Here is a 17,552-nt window from a genome sequence, read left to right on the forward strand (position 1 = left end):
TCGCTCCTACAGGGATTTGTGTCGGGCATGAGCAACGTGCTCAGGCACGACACCCAATGACTCAGTTGCTCTTCACCGCATACTCCGGCTTCTTGTCGTTACCCGGGATGAACGGGCTCCACGGCTGGGCGCGGATTGGCCCTTCTGTCTGCCACACCACGTTGAACTGACCGTCAGACTGGATTTCGCCGATCATCACCGGCTTGTGCAGGTGGTGGTTGGTCTTGTCCATGGTCAGGGTGTAGCCGGACGGCGCGGCAAAGGTCTGGCCGGCCAGGGCTTCGCGGACTTTGTCGACGTCGGTGGATTTGGCTTTTTCCGCCGCTTGCGCCCACATGTGGATGCCGACATAAGTGGCCTCCATCGGGTCGTTGGTCACCGCCTTGTCGGCGCCCGGCAGGTTGTGTTTCTTCGCGTAGACTTTCCAGTCATCGACGAACTTCTTGTTCACCGGGTTCTCGACCGATTCGAAGTAGTTCCACGCCGCCAGGTTGCCCACCAGTGGCTTGGTGTCGATGCCGCGCAGTTCTTCTTCGCCGACCGAGAACGCCACGACCGGAACGTCGGTGGCTTTCAGGCCCTGGTTGGCCAGTTCTTTATAGAACGGCACGTTGGAGTCGCCGTTGACGGTGGAGATAACCGCGGTCTTGCCGCCCGCCGAGAACTTCTTGATATTGGCGACGATGGTCTGGTAGTCGCTATGACCGAACGGGGTGTAAACCTCTTCGATGTCCTTGTCGGCCACGCCTTTGGAGTGCAGGAACGAACGCAGGATCTTGTTGGTGGTGCGCGGGTAGACGTAATCGGTGCCGAGCAGGAAGTAGCGTTTGGCACTGCCGCCTTCTTCGCTCATCAGGTATTCAACGGCAGGGATCGCCTGCTGGTTCGGCGCAGCGCCGGTGTAGAAGACGTTTGGCGACATTTCTTCGCCTTCATATTGCACCGGGTAGAACAGCAAGCCGTTGAGTTCTTCGAACACCGGCAGTACCGATTTGCGCGACACGGAAGTCCAGCAACCAAACACCACGGCGACCTTGTCCTGGGTCAGCAACTGACGACCCTTCTCGGCGAACAGCGGCCAGTTCGAGGCCGGGTCGACCACCACCGGCTCGAGCATCTTGCCGTTCACGCCGCCCTTGGCATTGATCTCGTCGATGGTCATCAGCGCCATGTCTTTCAACGACGTTTCGGAGATCGCCATGGTTCCGGACAACGAATGCAGAATACCGACCTTGATGGTCTCGGCGGCCTGGACGGTCCAGGTCATGCCCATCGCGGCAATGGATGCCGAGAGTGTGAAAGCCTTGATCAAGCTGCGACGCTTCATTGTGCGATCTCCATGAACGTTAAAGTTTTTTATGGTTGGCAGATGCGGACTACTGAAGGTGTGTTTTGCAAGGGCTGTGCCCGGTCGGAAAAAGGCAGGGAAACGTCGTTCCAGAGCGGTTGCACGGTTCTCAAGCGCACCATGAGAGGACATGGTCAGTGGTCTGGTGCGCTGAGGTGCGTCACATTGGGGCGCGGATTTTATGAGCAACACAAATCAAATGTGGGGGCGGGCTTGATCTGTGTGAATCAGCGGCGGCGCATCAGGCCGATGAAGAACAACCCGCCAATCGCAGCGGTGGCGACGCCGATAGGAAGGTCTTCCGGAGCGATCAGTGTCCGGGCGGCGACGTCGACCCAAACGAGGAATACACTGCCGAGCACCACGCACACCGGCAGCACACGTCGGTGTTCGGCCCCGACCAGACGCCGCGCAATGTGCGGCACCATCAGCCCGACAAAACCGATCGAGCCGCTGATCGACACCAGCACCCCGGTCATCAGTGACGCAATCAAAAACACCCGCAGGCGCACGGTGCGCGCATTCAAGCCCAGGGTCACCGCCGTCTGTTCACCGGCCATCAGCGCATTCAGCGGTCGCGCCATGCCCAACAGCAAAATCAGCCCGAGCAACACACTGGCTGTCGGCACCGCCAGCAGCTCCCAGCGTGCCAGCCCGAGCCCGCCGAGCATCCAGAACATCACTGCCGAACTGGCACGATGGTCGCCCAGGAACAGCAGCAAATTGGCAATCGCCATCATCACGAATGACACCGCCACACCGCATAACAACAAACGATCACTGTCGAGGCGACCGTGGCGACTGGCGATCGTCAGCACCACCAGCATGCTCAGCAATGCACCGATAAATGCCGCGATTGGCAGGCTCAGCCGGCCAGCGATCTCACCGACATGCAGCACCACAATCACTGCGCCCAACGTCGCGCCGGACGTGACGCCGAGTAAATGCGGGTCAGCCAAGGGGTTGCGCGTGACCGCTTGCAGCACCGCGCCGATCAATGCCAGGCCGGCGCCCACCAGCGCGCCGAGCAGCATGCGCGGGACGCGGATCAGCCAGACGATATACTCTTGTCCGGGGTTCCAGTCCGGCACAGCTAATCCGAACAGTTTGTACAACAGGATGCGCCACACCACGTCCACCGGCACCCGTGCCGGGCCGAAACCCAGGGACACCACGCACGACACCAGCAACAGCGCACCGAGGGCGATCAACAACAGGGTGTAGCGACGGTTGATCATTCTCCGTGGAAACCCTTGGCCAGGGTTGCGACCGCCAGCACGTTATCGATCCCCGGCGTGGCCTGCACGTAAGGAATGACGATGAAGCGCCGGTGCTTGATCGCATCCACCGATTGCAGGGCTTTGTTGTCCAGCAGAAATTGAATCTTCTGCTCTGCGGTGACTTCGCTGTAGTCGACGATCACGATCACCTGCGGATTGCGCTCGACCACGGTTTCCCAATTGACCCGGGTCCAGCTCGCGTCGACATCCTCCAGAATATTGCGTCCGCCAGCGGCGTCGATCAGTGCTTGCGGCATGCCCAGGCGCCCCGAGGTCATGGCCCGGTCTTCGCCGCTGTCGTACAGGAAGACCCGCGGTTTTTCCGCGGGCAGGCCTTTGCCAATGTCCGCCACTTGCGCCTGCATGTTGGCGATCAGGGCATTGGCGCGGTCCTGTATGTCGAAGATTCTGCCGAGGTTTCGCAGGTCGTTATAGGTGTCTTCGAGGCTGGCCGGTGGACGCTTCATCACGAAGGCGCAGGACTCGCTCAGCTCATACACATTGATGCCCAGCGGTTGCAGGGTTTGTGGCGTGAGATCGCCGCCGATACGCATACCGTAGTCCCAGCCGGCGAAGAAGAAATCGACGTTGGCATTGAGCAGGGTTTCCACCGACGGGTACTTGGCCGCCAGTTCCGGCAGGCCTTCGAGAATGCTGTGCATCTCGGGCGTCACGGCCTTCCAGCCACTGATGCCGCTGTAACCGGCCATTTGTGGTTTGAGACCGAGGGCGAGCATCATCTGGGTCATGTTGATGTCGTGGCTGAGGGCGTGTTGCGGTGCCTGCTTGAAGGTCACCTCGCGGTTGCAGCTTTTGATTGTCAGCGGGTAACGGGTGGCTTCGGCCAATGCCTGGGTGCAGCCCAGCAGCATCACGAGAGAGAGGCCGCAGCGCAGCAGGGAACGCAAAGTCATGGTTGGGTTATCCAGGTGATTCGTGGGTAGCCGTGCAATGGATGCTCATCGATCAGCGCTTCGACGCCGAACACATTGCGCAGCAGCGCAGCCGTCAGGACTTCTTTCGGTGTGCCGCTGGCGACGATACGACCATGGTTGATCACGTACAGCCGATCACAAAAAGCCGCCGCCAGATTGAGGTCGTGGATGCTCGCCAGGGTGCCGATGTTCAAGCGCTTGACCAGCTTCAAAAGCTCAAGCTGATAACGCGGATCGAGGTGGTTGGTTGGCTCGTCGAGTATCAGCAACTGTGGTTGCTGAGCCAGTGCGCGGGCGAGGATGACCCGCTGTTTTTCACCACCGGAGAGGGTGGCGAAGCCGTGGTTTTCGAAGCCCTTGAGACCGACAGATTCCAGGGTCTGATTGATAAGATCGCGGTCTTCAAGGGTGTCGCCATCGAACAAGCCTTTGTGCGGCGTGCGGCCCATGGCGACCACTTCCTCGACGGTCAGGCCGAAGGCGTCGGGGAACTCTTGCAAGACCACGGCGATGCGTTGCGCGCACCAGCGCGAGGATTGCTTCCAGACGTTGTGGTGATCGAGTCTGACCTCACCGCTTTGCGGTTTGCTGAAGCGCCAGGCACAACGCAACAGGCTGGTCTTGCCACTGCCGTTGGGGCCGATCAGCCCGACGAACTCACCGGCAGCCACGTGTAACGAGGCATCACGGAGCTGGAACTGATGGTGGCAATGGCCGTGGCCCAGTGGGGACCAGGTGAGGTTTGTGAGGTTCAGCGAGGACATGCAGTGACTCTTGAGGTGATGCTGATGGCCCCTTCGCGGGCTTGCCCGCGAAGGGGCCCGAAAGGACACCCAGAATGCGAGAGGGTGACGCGCGGGGGAGTTTACAGCCCATTGAGCCCCGCGCATCTCGCCTGTTTCAAGATGAAGATGAGGCGCTTTCAGTCTGCCGGGTGAAACGCGACAGCAGTACACGATCCAGCACCCACACCGCCACCAGCGACGCGCCCACCAACGGAAAGGCCACCGCCAGGGTGAACATGATCAACATCGCGGTTTTCCATTTCGGCAGGTCATGGCGCAGTGGCGGCACGCCGAGTTTTCCTTGCGGACGGCGCTTCCACCAGATCACCACGCCGCTGACCGCGCTGAGCAAAATCAACAGGCAGATCAGCAACACCACGATTTGATTGAACACACCGAACATCTTGCCCTCGTGCAGCATCACGCCGATTTCCGTGGCACGGGCGACGGTGCCGTAGTGCTCGAAACGTACATCGGCCAGGACCTTGCCGGTGTATTGATCGATGTGCAGCGTGGCGTCATTGCGCGGGTCGTCGGCGAACACGGCGATGGTGAATACGCCGGTCGCGGTGGTCGGCAGGGTGATGCTGTAACCCGGTTCGACCTTGCGTTCGCTGGCGATGTTTTGTACGTCCTGCAGGCGGATCAACGGCGAGGCCGGGCCGGCCGACGCTCCATCGTGAGCCATGTGTTCGGCATGGTCGCCGGACATCGGCATCGGCGTGTTTTCCATGGCCCACGGCACGGTCTGGCGGGTCGCGGTGTTGAGGCTGCGCGCCTCGACATCGGACTTCGGTACGTCATCCCACATGGCCGCCGGGAACACGTTCCACACTTCGGCGTATTGCTTGCCCCAGAAGCCGGTCCAGGTCATGCCGCTGAGCAGCATCACCAGCAGCAGGGACGCGCCCCAGAACCCGGTGACGGCGTGCAGGTCACGCCACAATATGCGACCGCGACTGTTCAGGCGCGGCCACAAGATGCCTGCCGCCTGACCACGCGGCCACCACAGGAAAATCCCGGACACCACCAGCACTACGCCCCAACCGGCGGCCAGTTCGATCAGCCGATCGCCAACAGTGCCGATCATCAGCTCACCGTGAATCGCTCGGGCAATGGCTTGCAGATTCTTCTTGGCGTCTTGCTCACCGAGGATGTCGCCGTGGTAGGGGTCGACGAAAACGTTCAGCTCCTTGCCATCGTTGAGCACGACAAACTGCGCGCTACGCTCGGCGTTGACCGGCGGCAGGTATTGGGTGACCTGGCCTTGTGGGTAAGCCGTTTTCACCCGCGTCAGCAGGTCGTCGGCCGGGACGATGTGATGACCGGACGGGACGTTGAACAGGCTGCTGTACATCAGCGAATCGAGCTGCGGTTTGAACAGGTAGATGATGCCGGTCAGGGCCAGCATCACCATGAATGGCGCAACGAACAATCCGGCATAGAAATGCCAGCGCCACGCCAGGTTGTAGAAGTTCACTTTGGGCTGTTTCATCGGTTGTGCTCCGCTTGGCGAATCAATTGTTTGTAAAAGATCGCAGCCTCGTTTCACTCGACAGCTCCTACAGGGCGTACGCGCTCCAATGTAGGAGCTGGCGAAGCCTGCGATCTTTTGACTTTTTTTGTTAGAAACTCATGTCCACCTTGGTCCAGAGCGTGCGCCCCGGTTCCTTGATGGCTTGCGGGTCATTGGCGGGGTAGCCGAAACCGGCGTTGCCGGCCAGGTTCAAGTGCTCGGCGTAAGCCTTGCCGAACAGGTTGTCGACGCCGCTGCTGACCTTCCAGTTGCTGTTGATCCGATAGGCACCGTTGAGGGAGAACACGCCGAAGCCCGGCGTCTTGCCGAAATCCTTGCCGACCACGTTGCCCTTGTTCTGGTCGATGCGGTTTTGCGCGGCGACCACTCTCCACAGTGCGCCGGCGCTCCAGTTGTCTTCGCTGTAGGTCAGGCCGAAACGGGCATCCAGCGGCGGCATCTGCGGCAACGGATTACCATCGCTGCTGTTCTTGCCCCAGGCGTAGGCCAGGGCCGCGTCGGCGTTCCAGTTGTCGGTGAAGTTGTAAGCGGCGCCCAGTTCGCCGCCCATGATTCGCGCGTCGATGTTTTCGGCTTGCGAGGTCGTACCCATCATTGTCGGGGTGTAGTTGAACAGGATGTAATCGCGAACCTGTCCGACGTAAGCCGAGGCCCAGGCTTCGATTTTTTCGGTCTTGTATTGCAGGCCGAAATCGAGCTGGGTGGTTTTTTCCGGTTTGATTGAATCGAAGGCATTCACCGAACCGACGGGGCCGGATTTGGGTGAAAACAGCTCCCAGTAATCCGGGAATCGCTGGGTGTGACCTATGCCTGCATACAAGGTGGTCGGGCTGTCGGCCAGGTCATGCTCGTAGCGGATGAAGCCGCTCGGCAGGGTATCGGTGCGGGTGTCGTCGGCGGTTGGATTCGGGCGGGTCATCATGCCCGAGCCGGTGGTCTGCCGATAATCCTTGGCCGAGGCGCGGTCCAGGTGTGCGCCGCTGATCAGGCGGTCACGGTCGGCGGCGTACCAGGTCAGTTCGCCGAACACACCGTAGTTATGGAAGTCGGCATCCTTGGTGTACGGAAGGTCCTTGTAGGTGTCGACACCCATGGCGCTGCGCTGGCGATGTTCGTTGGTCTGCGCGTCGATGCCGCTGATCAGTTGCACATCAGCCCAGCGCCAGGTGGCCTTGACCCGGGCGCCGAGGGTGCGGCGGTCGACGTTGGAGGCCATGGGCCCGGCCATCACCCCGGTACCGGACGGCGTGCGCAGGGTGTAGTTGTCCATCACGTGATCGGCGTAGTTGTAGTAGACCTGCGCCTCGACCTTGTCCAGTACCTCGCCGATGTTGGACTGCTCGAAGCGCAGGCCGAGGCTTTCGCGCAGGAACTGCGAACCGTCCATGCTGCGCCCGGCGTACCGGGCTTCACCATCGCCATGGCCGGCGGTCAGTTCCAGCAAGGTGTCGGTATTCGGCGTCCAGCCGACGGCCACGTCGCCGTTCCATTTTTCATAGCGCGACGCCACGGTGTCGTTGTTGCCGTCCTGGTAGTCGTCGGAGTGCGCGGTGTTGCCGATGACCCGCACGTAACCCGACTGGCCACCGGCGGCAGCGTCCAGCAGTTTGTCGAAGCGGCCGTAGGAACCGGCCAGCACGCTGGCATTGACCCGTGTACCGAGTTCGCCGAAGTGCTCCGGTTCGCGGTCGAACAGGATAGTGCCGGCCGAAGAACCCGGCCCCCACAGCACGGTTTGCGGGCCTTTGATCACAGTGAGCTTGTCGTAGGTTTCCGGCGAGATGTAGGAAGTGGGAGCGTCCATCCTCCCCGGGCAGGCGCCGAGCATCATGCTGCCATTGGTGAGGATGTTCAGCCGCGAGCCGAACATGCCGCGCAGCACCGGGTCACCATTGGTGCCGCCATTGCGCACCATGGCGAAGCCCGGGATGGTTTTCAGGTAATCGGCACCGTCGCTGGCCGGCACCGGTTGGCGCGGTTCCTTGGGGTTGGTGACGATGGTCAATGGTGAACTGGGGGCAACGGCGGTAATCACTGTCGGGCTCAGTTCTTCACTGTGACCGGCATGCTCATCGGCGAGCGCAGAGGGCGCCAGCAATGCACCGCACAGGATCGCGGTGGCGTGCCTGAAACGAACGCCGGATTCGTTCAGGGCATAAGAGGCTTGGGCAGGGCTCAAGCACGGGACAGCAGAAAACCTGGACATGACAATTTCCATCGAACAGTCGTAAACGACACGGCCGGCAGCCTGAGGCTGTCTTCTCAACCGTGTGAAATCAGAAGTGAGTGTTTACGCGACGACAGGCGGGGCGCGGGTGCGGGCGCCGGGAAAGAAGGTTTGCCGGGCATGGCCCAAGCGTGGGGAAGGCGTGGTGAACGTGTTGACGGGTGAGATGACGAAGTTGGCGAAAGACACGCCACCGGTCAGCGCCGGGCAATTGAACAGCAGGCTGCAATAGCCGCACTTTTCCCATAACACAGGGTGCCCCGGGGCGGGCGGACAATGCTCGGCGGTGGCTAGCGTGCCATGGTCGGCAGGTTCCATCGCCGACATGTCCATGCTCATGTCCATGCTCATACCCACAGGCATGGTCATCGACATGGCGCGCGAATCCATCGGCATCGACTGAGAAATCAGCGGACCGATAAAGATCATCAGCATGGCGAACAGGCTGATCCAGCTGCCGCGTGTCAGGCTCAATGCCTGATCGCGTGACCTGGATGACCTGGCGCTAAGCGGGCGCATGGGCGTTTTCAGTTCAGGCGATTACGGCTTGTGCACGTGCGCTTGCATGGTGTCCGGCGCCTGCTTCTGCACCGCGACTTCGACCGTCACGTCACCGGACTTCTCGAAGTGCAGCGTCATGGGGAAACGCTTGCCGTCAGTGAGCAGGCTGCGGTCCTTGAGGCCCAGCAACATCACGTGATAGGCCATCGGTGCGAAAGTGACCTCGCCACCGGCGGGCACTTCCACGCTCGGTACGTGCTGCATTTTCATCATGTCGCCTTGCATCACGTGCTCATGCAATTGCGCTTCGCCCGCAATGGGGGTGTCGACGCTGAGCAGGCGGTCGGCGGTCTTGCCTTCATTGTTGATCACGAAATACGCCGCAACGGTGGGCGCATTGGGTGGCAACTCCTGGGACCACGGATGCGCGATTTCCAGTGCGCCGACCTTGTAATCATGGGCATTGGCAAAGCAGGCAGGCAGCAGCAACGCGCCCAGAACGATAAGTTTGTTCAACATGGCAGTTCTCCGGAACGATTTAAAACGCAGTCAATTGCGAGAAAAAATCACACCAGAGGGGACGCGCGGGGGTTGAGGCTCGGCCATTGCTGGCGCGGTGACGGGCTGTCGAGCGAGGTGGCGGGCAGGCTTCGGTTGGATTCGAAGTGCGCGAAATACAGCTGTGGCGAATGCCCCGGCAACGCCACCAATGGCGCAGAACCGGAGCAGCACCAGCAATGCTGCATGTTGGAATGATCGTCGTTTTGCGGGGCTTTCTGTTCAAGGTCCCCGATGGAAATCGCCACCATCCTGGTGCCGCTGGAACTGCAGAAACTGCCCCACAACAACTGTTCGGCAGGTGAATTAGCCGTTTGTGCCATCGCTCCGGACATCGGCATGGCGAGCATGTTGAACAGCACTGCGAAGCAGGCTATCCAGGCAATTGCGAGCCGTTGTCGGGACATGGGACAAAATCCGTTTGGGTGGGCGATCAGGCGCGGGCTATTTAGCCTGATCGGGGCCGATAAGTAAAAAGGCGGCGTGCGGTTTGGTGTCGCAGCGCCATCCTTTCGTAGCCTTCATGATAGTCGTGAATTTCAAAGCGCCAGTAGTGCTGGAGCTTTGTTCAGAATCCGCCGGACTATAGGGTTGGAGACCTGGAATGGATAATCGGCGTACTCCGAAGGTGTCGTAGGAAAAGTCCCGGCGGACGGGGGATCAGGAGCCGTCGAAGAGCGACAGGGCCATCAGGATTTCTGTCACACCCTCAAACTCCCGATCAACCCCCGGCAACACCGGCCGCTTCAAGACAATTACCGGCACACCACGCTCACGCGCGACTTCCAGCTTGGGCTCGGTCGCCGTGCTGCCGCTGTTCTTGCTGACCAGCACGTCGATGTTTCGCCGTTCGAACAACTCACGTTCATCGTCAATCAGGAAGGGTCCCCGTGCGCCGATCACTTCGCAGCGCTCGTTGCCCGGATACGTGTCCAGTGCGCGCAGGGTCCAGAATTGCTCCGCAGGAATTTCGTCCAGGTGTTGCAGGGGCTCGCGGCCGAGAGTGAACAGCGGTCGACGGAAGGGTTTCAGGGCTTCGATCAGTTCGGCCCAATCGCTGACTTCCCGCCAGTCATCCCCTGCCTGGGCTTGCCAGGCCGGACGCCGTAGCGCCCAGCAGGGAATGCCGCTCAAGCGCGCGGCGGTCGCGGCGTTCTGGCTGATTTGGGCGGCGTAGGGGTGAGTGGCATCGAGCAGCAGATCGATGCCTTCATCGCCAATGAATTGCGCCAGGCCCTCGGCGCCGCCGTAGCCGCCGACACGAACCTGGCATTGCAGGTCCGTCGGCACCCGACCGATACCGGCCAGGCTATAGATGTGCTGCGGCCCCAGCGTGCGGGCAATGGCCATGGCTTCGGTCACGCCGCCTAGCAGGAGAATGCGCTTCATTGAAAGGCTCCCGCATGGCCAACGATCCCGCCCTGGCGATCGATGGCAAAGACTTCCACCTGAACCTGCGCCGGCACCACGCTGCGGGCAAAATCCAGGGCGTGTTGACAGACTGCATTACCCAGGGCGACCCCGGCTGCGGCGGCCATGGCCAGTGCCTGCTGGCTGGTGTTGGCCTCGCGGATGCTCTGCTGCAACGCCGCATCAGCGCCGACCTGTGCCGCCCATAGCGCCAGTTGCGGCAGGTCGATGCTCGAATGGCGACTGTGCAGATCCATGTGCCCGGCCGCCAGTTTGCTGATCTTGCCGAAACCACCGCACAGACTGAGTTTTTCCACCGGTACTTTGCGCAGGTGCTTAAGCACGGCGCCAACGAAGTCGCCCATTTCGATCAGGGCGATTTCCGGCAGGTTGTAGACCCGGCGCATGGTGTCTTCGCTGGCGTTGCCGGTGCAGGCGGCGATGTGCAGGTAACCGTTGGTTTTCGCCACGTCGATGCCCTGGTGGATCGAGGCGATGTAGGCCGCACAGGAAAACGGCCGGACGATACCGCTGGTTCCGAGTATCGACAAGCCGCCAAGAATGCCCAGGCGCGGGTTCATGGTTTTCAATGCCAGCGCCTCGCCGTTCTCGACATTGACCGTGACCTCGAAGCCGCCGCTGTAGCCGAGTTCGTCGGCCAGCCGGGCCAGGTGCTCGCTGATCATTTTGCGCGGCACCGGGTTGATCGCCGGTTCGCCGACACCCAGCACCAGCCCGGGCCGGGTCACTGTGCCGACGCCGCGACCGGCCTTGAAGCGAGTCCCGGGTTCGCTACTCAGGCGCACCTGGGAGTAGAGCAGGGCACCGTGGGTCACGTCCGGATCGTCACCGGCGTCTTTGAGTGTTCCCGCTTCGGCGCCGTCCTCGGTGAGGCGGCAGAACTCCAGGCGCATCTGCACCTGTTTGCCCTTGGGCAACACGATTTCCACCGCATCGGCCGATGTGCCATCCAGCAGCAGACGCGCGGCGGCGAGGCTGGTGGCCGTGGCGCAACTGCCGGTGGTCAGGCCGCTGCGCAGTGGTGCGGGTTGTTCGGCGGTTTCGTCACGCATCGAAGGGTTTCGTCACGTCCAGCAAGGTAATCGGCAAGGCCTGGCGCCAGGTGTCAAAGTCGCCCAGCGGTTGTGCTTGTGCGATATGAATGCGCGTCAGCTCCCCGCCGTGTTGCTCGCGCCAGGTCATCAGGGTCATTTCACTTTGCAGGGTGACCGCGTTGGCGATCAGCCGGCCCCCGGCTTTGAGTTCGGCCCAACACGTATCGAGCACGCCTTCGCGGGTGACACCGCCGCCGATGAAAATCGCATCCGGTCGCTCCAGCCCGGCCAGGGCCATTGGCGCACTGCCGCGAACCAATTGCAGGCCGGGAACGCCGAGCGCATCGCGGTTGTGTTCGATCAACGTTTGTCGGCCCGCATCCGCCTCGATGGCCAGTGCGCGGCAACTGGGGTGAGCGCGCATCCATTCGATGCCGATCGAGCCGCTGCCGGCGCCGACGTCCCACAACAGTTCGCCAGGGACCGGGGCCAGGCGTGCGAGGGTGATGGCGCGCACATCGCGTTTGGTCAGTTGGCCGTCGTGCTGGAAGGCCGAGTCCGGCAGGCCGGCCAGTCGCGACAGCCGCAGCGTGTTCGGCTCGGCGACGCATTCGATGGCGATCAGATTCAAGTCGGCGATCAGCGGATCGTTCCAGTCGCTGGCGATACCGTCGATACGCCGCTCGGCTTCACCGCCCAGGTGTTCCAGCACGGTGAGACGGCTAGGGCCGAAGCCACGTTCGCGCAACAGGGCCGCGATGGCGGCGGGGCTGCGGCCGTCGTTGCTCAACACCAGCAAGCGCACGCCACTGGACAAGTGGGCGTTGAGTGCGGCGAAAGGCCGGGCCACCACGGACAGTGTGACCACCTCCTGCAAGGGCCAACCCATTCGTGCAGCGGCCAGCGAGCAGGAGGACGGTGCGGGAAGCGTCAGCATCTCGGCTGCGGGGAGTTGCCGGGCGAGGCTGGCGCCGACGCCGAAGAACATCGGGTCGCCACTGGCCAGGACGCAAACGGGGTCGCCACGGTATGACAGCAGCGACTCAAGGCAGAAGGGACTCGGCCATGGCTGGCGCTCGCCGCGTATGCACGGCGGGAGCAAATCCAGATGCCGCTGGCCGCCGAAGATTTTCGCTGCGCGCAACAGCGCATGCCGGGCGTTCTTGCCCAGACCCTTGAAACCGTCTTCGCCGATGCCCACTACCGTCAGCCAGGGTGTCATGCCATTCCTCAATCACGCGTTAAACGTTGTTGGGCGGCATGATAGCGCGGGTTCCTTGAGCTGACTGCCTTCTCTTCCCGACCGGAGTCTTTTCATGCGGCGAAGTAAAGCAGGCATAATACCGCGCACTTTCGCCGTGAATCGCCTCGCCACCTGAACGGGTCCGCCTTGAACCAACGTCCGCTGTCCGCTGCCTTACGCCCCTCGGCTTGCCCGGGGTTACTGCGTATTGTCCCGGCACTGGATGGCGGTATCTGCCGGATCAAGTTGAACGGCGGTTCGATCAGCAGCGTCCAGGCCGAGGCCGTGGCGGCTGCGGCCGAGCGGTACGCCAGCGGGGCGATCGAGGCGACCAACCGGGCCAACCTGCAGATCCGCGGCATTGGTAGCGAGCAAACGGCGTTGATCGACAGCTTGCTGGCCGCCGATCTGGGACCGCAAAACGCGGCCGGCGACGATGTGCGTAACCTGATGCTCAGCCCCGGCGCCGGGATCGACCTGCGCATGCTGTTCGACACTCGCCCGCTGGCAGCGCAGATCCTCGCCACACTGCAAGGCCACGAAGTGTTCCACGACCTCAGTGCCAAGTTCGCCGTGCAGCTCGATGGCGGCGAAGACCTGGCGATGCTCGAACATCCCCATGACCTGTGGCTCTCGGCGTTTGAACAAGATGGCGAGCGACGGCTGGCGTTCGGTCTGACGGGATGCCCGACGGACAGCCCCGCCGGTTCGGTTGCGCTGGCTGACGGGTACTCTCTGGTGGTCGCGGTCCTTGAGTTGTTCCTGGAGCTGGCGCGCCCCGAGCAGACGCGGATGCGTCATTTGCTGGTCGGGTATTCGGTCGAGGACGTTCTACTTCGGTTGGCTGAGCGTGTATCGATGCAAGCGGTTGTCGGTTGGCAGCGGGTTTCGGGTTCCAGTGATGTGCACTTGGGTGCCCATCCCCAGGCCGAGCCGGGTGTTGTCTATGTGGGGGCTGTCCCGCCGCTGGGTCGGCTCGATCCGACGATGCTGCGGGGTGTGGCGCAACTGGCACGCGAGTTCGGTGATTGCAGTCTGCGCTTCACACCCTGGCAAAGCCTGCTGCTGCCTAATGTCCACGCGAAAAACGCCGCCGAGGTCATTCGGCAATTGAAATGTCTGGGCTTGCAGTGCGAAGCCGATCAGCCATTGTCCCGGTTGATCGCCTGCACCGGTTCCAACGGTTGCGCCAAGGGGGTGGCCGAAACCAAGGGTGATGCCCTGAAATTGGCCGAATTGCTGCAGCGTCACGGACAAGCGCCGAACGTACATTTGAGCGGTTGCCCGCGTTCCTGCGCCGCCGCGCATACGGCGCCCGTCACCTTGCTGGCCGTGGCCCCCGGTCACTACGATCTCTATTTACGCGATGCAGCGCAGCCGGGTTTCGGCGCGCTGCACGCACGCAACCTTACTATTGAAGCGGTCGCGGCCTTGCTCGACGCCCGCTCACGGAGCCCCATCGATGCTTGATTACATCCGCGACGGTCAGGAGATCTATCGCAACTCCTTCGCGATCATTCGCACCGAGGCCAACCTCGAGCGCATTCCGGCCGATCTGGAGAAACTCGCCGTTCGGGTGATTCACGCCTGCGGCATGGTCGAGGCCATCGACGGGTTGCAGTTTTCCGAGGGGGCAGGCAAGGCCGGGCGTGATGCGCTGGCGGCCGGCGCGCCGATTTTGTGCGATGCGCGGATGGTCTCCGAAGGCGTGACCCGCGCGCGGTTGCCGGCGAACAACCAAGTGATCTGCACCCTGCGCGATGACAGTGTTCCAGCACTAGCTCGCGAGCTGGGCAACACCCGCTCCGCCGCCGCGCTGGAACTGTGGCGCCCGCACCTGGAAGGCAGTGTGGTGGTCATCGGCAATGCGCCGACGGCGCTGTTTTACTTGCTGGAAATGCTCGACGCCGGTGCACCGAAACCGGCGCTGATCCTCGGTTTTCCAGTGGGCTTCGTCGGCGCCGCCGAATCCAAGGCAGCGCTGGCGGCCGACAGCCGTGGCGTGCCTTTTGTCATCATGCAAGGTCGCCTGGGCGGTAGCGCCATGGCCGCCGCCGCCGTCAATGCCCTCGCCACGGAGATCGAATGATGCAGCAACCTGGACGTTTGATCGGCCTCGGCGTCGGCCCCGGTGATCCGGAACTGATTACCGTCAAGGCCCTGCGTTTGCTGCGCGAGTCGCCGGTGGTGGCGTACTTCGTCGCCAAGGGCAAGAAAGGCAACGCCTTCGGCATCATCGAAGCCCACCTGCAAGACGCACAGAATCTGTTGCCACTGGTGTACCCGGTGACCACCGAAGCCTTGCCGGCGCCGCTGTCCTACGAACAAGTGATCAGCGACTTCTACGATGACGCTGCCGAAGAACTGGCCACGCATCTCGACGCAGGCCGTGATGTGGCGGTGATCTGCGAGGGTGATCCGTTCTTCTACGGCTCCTACATGTACCTGCACGACCGGCTCGCCGAACGTTATCAGGCTGAAGTCGTGCCCGGTGTGTGCTCGATGCTCGGCGGCGCCTCGGTGCTCGGTGCACCGCTGGTGTATCGCAATCAGAGTCTGTCGGTGTTGTCCGGTGTGTTGCCGCACGACGAACTCAAGCGTCGCCTGGCCGATGCCGATGCGGCGGTGATCATGAAACTGGGGCGCAACTTTCCCAAGGTCCGCCAGGTGCTGGAAGAACTCGGCCTGGCCGAGCGTGCGCTATACGTCGAACGCGCGACCATGGCCAATCAGAAGATCGTGCCGCTGGATCAGGTCGAGCCGATGTCTTCACCGTACTTCTCGTTGATCATCGTTCCCGGCGAAAGGTGGCAAGGCTGATGACTCGTCCAGTTCCGGCGATTGTCATTCTCGGCAATGGCAGCCTCGCTACCGCACGCAGCATTCAGCAGGTGTACCCTGCAGCCCTGATCCATGGCCTGGCCGAACGGGTCGAAGGCGCGGATCGGGTCTATCACGAATTCGGCGCGACCCTGCGCGAGCTCTATCAGCAGGGCACACCGATCATTGCCCTGTGCGCGGCGGGGATCGTGATCCGCACGCTGGCGCCCTTGTTGCTGGAAAAAGGCGCCGAGCCACCGGTATTGGCGGTGGCCGAAGACGGCAGCGCCGTGGTTCCACTGCTGGGTGGTCTCGGCGGGGTGAATGTGATGGCGCGGGAGATTGCCGCCGCACTGGAAGTTTCCGCGGCGATCACCACCAGCGGTGAGTTGCGTTTCGGCACGTGCCTGCTCAACCCGCCCAGCGGCTATGCCCTGGGCGATCTGGAACTGGGCAAGCGTTTTGTCTCCGATTTGCTCGCCGGGGAAGCGGTGCGAATTGAGGGTGAGGCCCCTTGGCTGGCGCGGGCGCAGTTGCCCGAAAATGCGCAGGCCCGATTGGCGGTGCATGTCAGTCATGTCGAGCGGGCACCTGCTGCCAACGAACTGTTGATCTATCCGCGCAATGTGGCGGTCGCTGTGGATACTGGCCTGGTGAATGTCGCGGCGGCGGTGCGCGAGGCATTGCATCAGGGAAAAATCGCCGTGCAGTCGCTGGCCTGTCTGTTGGCCGCCGATACGGAAATGGCCAGTCCGGCGTTGCGTGAGGCAGCGCTTGAATTGGGCGTGCCGTTGCGTTTTGCCGGCGCTGAGAAGGCGCTTGGCGAACGTCTGCGTACTGCCATAGGCCAGCCATTTTCCATGCTTGGTAGCGACACCGTTGCCATTGCGGTGGCAGAGCAGCCGCTGGCCCCATTGCAAATCGGCCGCCCGCGTGGACGGCTGGCGGTGATCGGCCTCGGGCCGGGCGCTGCTGAACTGATGGTGCCGGCAGTAAAGGCTGAACTGGCTCGCGCAACCGACGTGCTGGGCTACGAAACCTATGTGCGCATGGCCGGGCCGTTTCGCGCCGATCAGGTGCTGCACTGCACCGACAACCGCGAAGAGATGCAACGCGCCCGCCACGCCTTCGAACTGGCGGCTCAGGGGCTCTCGGTGGTGGTGGTTTCCTCGGGAGATCCGGGGGTTTTCGCCATGGCCGCTGCGGTGCTGGAGGCGCTGCACGAGTCCACCGACGTCCATTGGCACAACGTTGATCTCGAGATCCTGCCGGGCGTCTCTGCTTCGCTGGCGACTGCCGCGCAGGCCGGCGCGCCGCTGGGACATGACTTCTGTGTGCTGTCGCTGTCAGATAACCTCAAGCCCTGGGCAATCATCGAAAAGCGCCTGGACCTGGCCGCTCAAGCCGATCTGGCCCTGGCTTTCTACAACCCGATCTCGCGTGCACGTCCATGGCAATTGGGCCAGGCGCTGGACATCGTCGCCCGACACCGCGTACCCGAGACGCCTGTGGTGCTGGGTCGGGATATCGGGCGCCCGGGGCAGACACTGCGGGTTACCTCCCTTGGCCAGTTGACCCCGGATCAGGTCGACATGCGCACCATGGTATTGATCGGCTCGTCCCTGACCTGTGCTTTTCCGCGGGTTGGCGGAGGTGACTGGATTTACACGCCACGCTGGTACCCAAGCAAGCCAGCCACTTGAGTGAAAGCGGCTTTGTTCGAAGGTCGCTGATGTTCAAAGTAGCAACTAACGGTAGGGCCTGTGAATAACGAAAGTTATCGCGGGCCCTTTTGTTTTCTGATAACTCCTGAAATAAGTTCTAAGTGTTTTTGCTTTGACCGGTTCAACCCT

16 protein-coding genes are annotated in these 17,552 nt (G+C 62.2%); 4 read left to right on the plus strand and 12 right to left on the minus strand.

Annotated features, from left to right (window positions below; translation table 11 throughout):
• Positions 1-61: 61 nt before the first annotated feature.
• From urtA to cbiE, 12 genes are all read right to left on the minus strand, one after another.
• Positions 62-1,327, minus strand: coding sequence for an urea ABC transporter substrate-binding protein (gene urtA / locus AC1DWG_RS15330; RefSeq protein WP_477753262.1), 1,266 nt, complete (start codon positions 1,325-1,327; stop codon positions 62-64).
• Positions 1,328-1,575: 248 nt separating this feature from the next.
• Positions 1,576-2,586 (minus strand): FecCD family ABC transporter permease, encoded by a 1,011-nt coding sequence (locus tag AC1DWG_RS15335; protein WP_477787959.1) that lies wholly within the window; start codon positions 2,584-2,586, stop codon positions 1,576-1,578.
• Positions 2,583-3,542, minus strand: coding sequence for an ABC transporter substrate-binding protein (locus tag AC1DWG_RS15340; RefSeq protein WP_477763630.1), 960 nt, complete (start codon positions 3,540-3,542; stop codon positions 2,583-2,585). The genes AC1DWG_RS15335 and AC1DWG_RS15340 overlap by 4 nt, the downstream gene beginning before the upstream one ends.
• Positions 3,539-4,327 carry an ABC transporter ATP-binding protein gene (locus tag AC1DWG_RS15345; protein WP_477763629.1) on the minus strand — a complete coding sequence of 263 codons (789 nt, stop codon included), beginning with the start codon at positions 4,325-4,327 and terminating at the stop codon, positions 3,539-3,541. The genes AC1DWG_RS15340 and AC1DWG_RS15345 overlap by 4 nt, the downstream gene beginning before the upstream one ends.
• A gap of 136 nt (positions 4,328-4,463) precedes the next feature.
• Positions 4,464-5,843 carry a PepSY-associated TM helix domain-containing protein gene (locus tag AC1DWG_RS15350; RefSeq protein ID WP_477763628.1) on the minus strand — a complete coding sequence of 460 codons (1,380 nt, stop codon included), beginning with the start codon at positions 5,841-5,843 and terminating at the stop codon, positions 4,464-4,466.
• Between the two features lie 130 nt (positions 5,844-5,973).
• The gene (locus AC1DWG_RS15355) at positions 5,974-8,091 is read right to left on the minus strand and encodes a TonB-dependent copper receptor (RefSeq protein ID WP_477787960.1); all 2,118 of its coding nucleotides are present in this window, start codon (positions 8,089-8,091) and stop codon (positions 5,974-5,976) included.
• An 84-nt stretch (positions 8,092-8,175) separates the two neighbouring features.
• Positions 8,176-8,631, minus strand: coding sequence for a DUF2946 domain-containing protein (locus AC1DWG_RS15360; RefSeq protein WP_477763626.1), 456 nt, complete (start codon positions 8,629-8,631; stop codon positions 8,176-8,178).
• 21 nt (positions 8,632-8,652) lie between these two features.
• Positions 8,653-9,132: a copper chaperone PCu(A)C gene (locus AC1DWG_RS15365; RefSeq protein ID WP_477763625.1), complete on the minus strand. Its 480-nt coding sequence runs from the start codon at positions 9,130-9,132 to the stop codon at positions 8,653-8,655.
• Between the two features lie 47 nt (positions 9,133-9,179).
• Positions 9,180-9,578: a DUF2946 domain-containing protein gene (locus AC1DWG_RS15370; protein ID WP_477763624.1), complete on the minus strand. Its 399-nt coding sequence runs from the start codon at positions 9,576-9,578 to the stop codon at positions 9,180-9,182.
• 253 nt (positions 9,579-9,831) lie between these two features.
• Positions 9,832-10,560, minus strand: a complete 729-nt coding sequence (locus AC1DWG_RS15375; RefSeq protein WP_477763623.1) for a cobalt-precorrin-6A reductase — start codon at positions 10,558-10,560, stop codon at positions 9,832-9,834.
• Complete coding sequence (locus AC1DWG_RS15380; protein WP_477763622.1) at positions 10,557-11,654, minus strand: cobalt-precorrin-5B (C(1))-methyltransferase; 1,098 nt, start codon at positions 11,652-11,654, stop codon at positions 10,557-10,559. Before AC1DWG_RS15380 ends, AC1DWG_RS15375 begins: the two co-directional genes overlap by 4 nt.
• Positions 11,647-12,858 carry a precorrin-6y C5,15-methyltransferase (decarboxylating) subunit CbiE gene (cbiE, locus tag AC1DWG_RS15385; protein ID WP_477763621.1) on the minus strand — a complete coding sequence of 404 codons (1,212 nt, stop codon included), beginning with the start codon at positions 12,856-12,858 and terminating at the stop codon, positions 11,647-11,649. The genes AC1DWG_RS15380 and cbiE overlap by 8 nt, the downstream gene beginning before the upstream one ends.
• 168 nt (positions 12,859-13,026) lie before the next feature.
• Here cbiE and cobG point away from each other — a divergent pair, with 168 nt between their 5' ends.
• Genes cobG through cobJ form a run of 4 tightly spaced genes read left to right on the plus strand, consistent with a single transcriptional unit; the run spans position 13,027 to position 17,402 of the window.
• Complete coding sequence (cobG, locus tag AC1DWG_RS15390) at positions 13,027-14,349, plus strand: precorrin-3B synthase (protein ID WP_477763620.1); 1,323 nt, start codon at positions 13,027-13,029, stop codon at positions 14,347-14,349.
• Complete coding sequence (locus AC1DWG_RS15395; RefSeq protein WP_477763619.1) at positions 14,342-14,968, plus strand: precorrin-8X methylmutase; 627 nt, start codon at positions 14,342-14,344, stop codon at positions 14,966-14,968. Before cobG ends, AC1DWG_RS15395 begins: the two co-directional genes overlap by 8 nt.
• Positions 14,968-15,699, plus strand: a complete 732-nt coding sequence (locus tag AC1DWG_RS15400) for a precorrin-2 C(20)-methyltransferase (protein ID WP_477763710.1) — start codon at positions 14,968-14,970, stop codon at positions 15,697-15,699. The genes AC1DWG_RS15395 and AC1DWG_RS15400 overlap by 1 nt, the downstream gene beginning before the upstream one ends.
• Positions 15,699-17,402, plus strand: coding sequence for a precorrin-3B C(17)-methyltransferase (gene cobJ / locus AC1DWG_RS15405; protein WP_477763618.1), 1,704 nt, complete (start codon positions 15,699-15,701; stop codon positions 17,400-17,402). The genes AC1DWG_RS15400 and cobJ overlap by 1 nt, the downstream gene beginning before the upstream one ends.
• Positions 17,403-17,552 lie beyond the last annotated feature (150 nt).

This window comes from Pseudomonas sp. P4_B3 (assembly GCF_056402295.1).

Excerpts from the sequence above, each read along its gene's own strand:
- AC1DWG_RS15345 (WP_477763629.1), bottom strand. The coding sequence starts at position 4,327 with ATGTCCTCGCTGAACCTCACAAACCTCACCTGGTCCCCACTGGGCCAC.
- AC1DWG_RS15360 (WP_477763626.1), bottom strand. The coding sequence starts at position 8,631 with ATGCGCCCGCTTAGCGCCAGGTCATCCAGGTCACGCGATCAGGCATTG.
- AC1DWG_RS15370 (WP_477763624.1), bottom strand. The coding sequence starts at position 9,578 with ATGTCCCGACAACGGCTCGCAATTGCCTGGATAGCCTGCTTCGCAGTG.
- AC1DWG_RS15400 (WP_477763710.1), top strand. The coding sequence starts at position 14,968 with ATGCAGCAACCTGGACGTTTGATCGGCCTCGGCGTCGGCCCCGGTGAT.
- AC1DWG_RS15395 (WP_477763619.1), top strand. The coding sequence starts at position 14,342 with ATGCTTGATTACATCCGCGACGGTCAGGAGATCTATCGCAACTCCTTC.
- AC1DWG_RS15380 (WP_477763622.1), bottom strand. The coding sequence starts at position 11,654 with ATGCGTGACGAAACCGCCGAACAACCCGCACCACTGCGCAGCGGCCTG.
- AC1DWG_RS15340 (WP_477763630.1), bottom strand. The coding sequence starts at position 3,542 with ATGACTTTGCGTTCCCTGCTGCGCTGCGGCCTCTCTCTCGTGATGCTG.
- AC1DWG_RS15335 (WP_477787959.1), bottom strand. The coding sequence starts at position 2,586 with ATGATCAACCGTCGCTACACCCTGTTGTTGATCGCCCTCGGTGCGCTG.
- cobJ (WP_477763618.1), top strand. The coding sequence starts at position 15,699 with ATGACTCGTCCAGTTCCGGCGATTGTCATTCTCGGCAATGGCAGCCTC.
- urtA (WP_477753262.1), bottom strand. The coding sequence starts at position 1,327 with ATGAAGCGTCGCAGCTTGATCAAGGCTTTCACACTCTCGGCATCCATT.
- AC1DWG_RS15355 (WP_477787960.1), bottom strand. The coding sequence starts at position 8,091 with ATGTCCAGGTTTTCTGCTGTCCCGTGCTTGAGCCCTGCCCAAGCCTCT.
- cbiE (WP_477763621.1), bottom strand. The coding sequence starts at position 12,858 with ATGACACCCTGGCTGACGGTAGTGGGCATCGGCGAAGACGGTTTCAAG.
- AC1DWG_RS15350 (WP_477763628.1), bottom strand. The coding sequence starts at position 5,843 with ATGAAACAGCCCAAAGTGAACTTCTACAACCTGGCGTGGCGCTGGCAT.
- AC1DWG_RS15375 (WP_477763623.1), bottom strand. The coding sequence starts at position 10,560 with ATGAAGCGCATTCTCCTGCTAGGCGGCGTGACCGAAGCCATGGCCATT.
- AC1DWG_RS15365 (WP_477763625.1), bottom strand. The coding sequence starts at position 9,132 with ATGTTGAACAAACTTATCGTTCTGGGCGCGTTGCTGCTGCCTGCCTGC.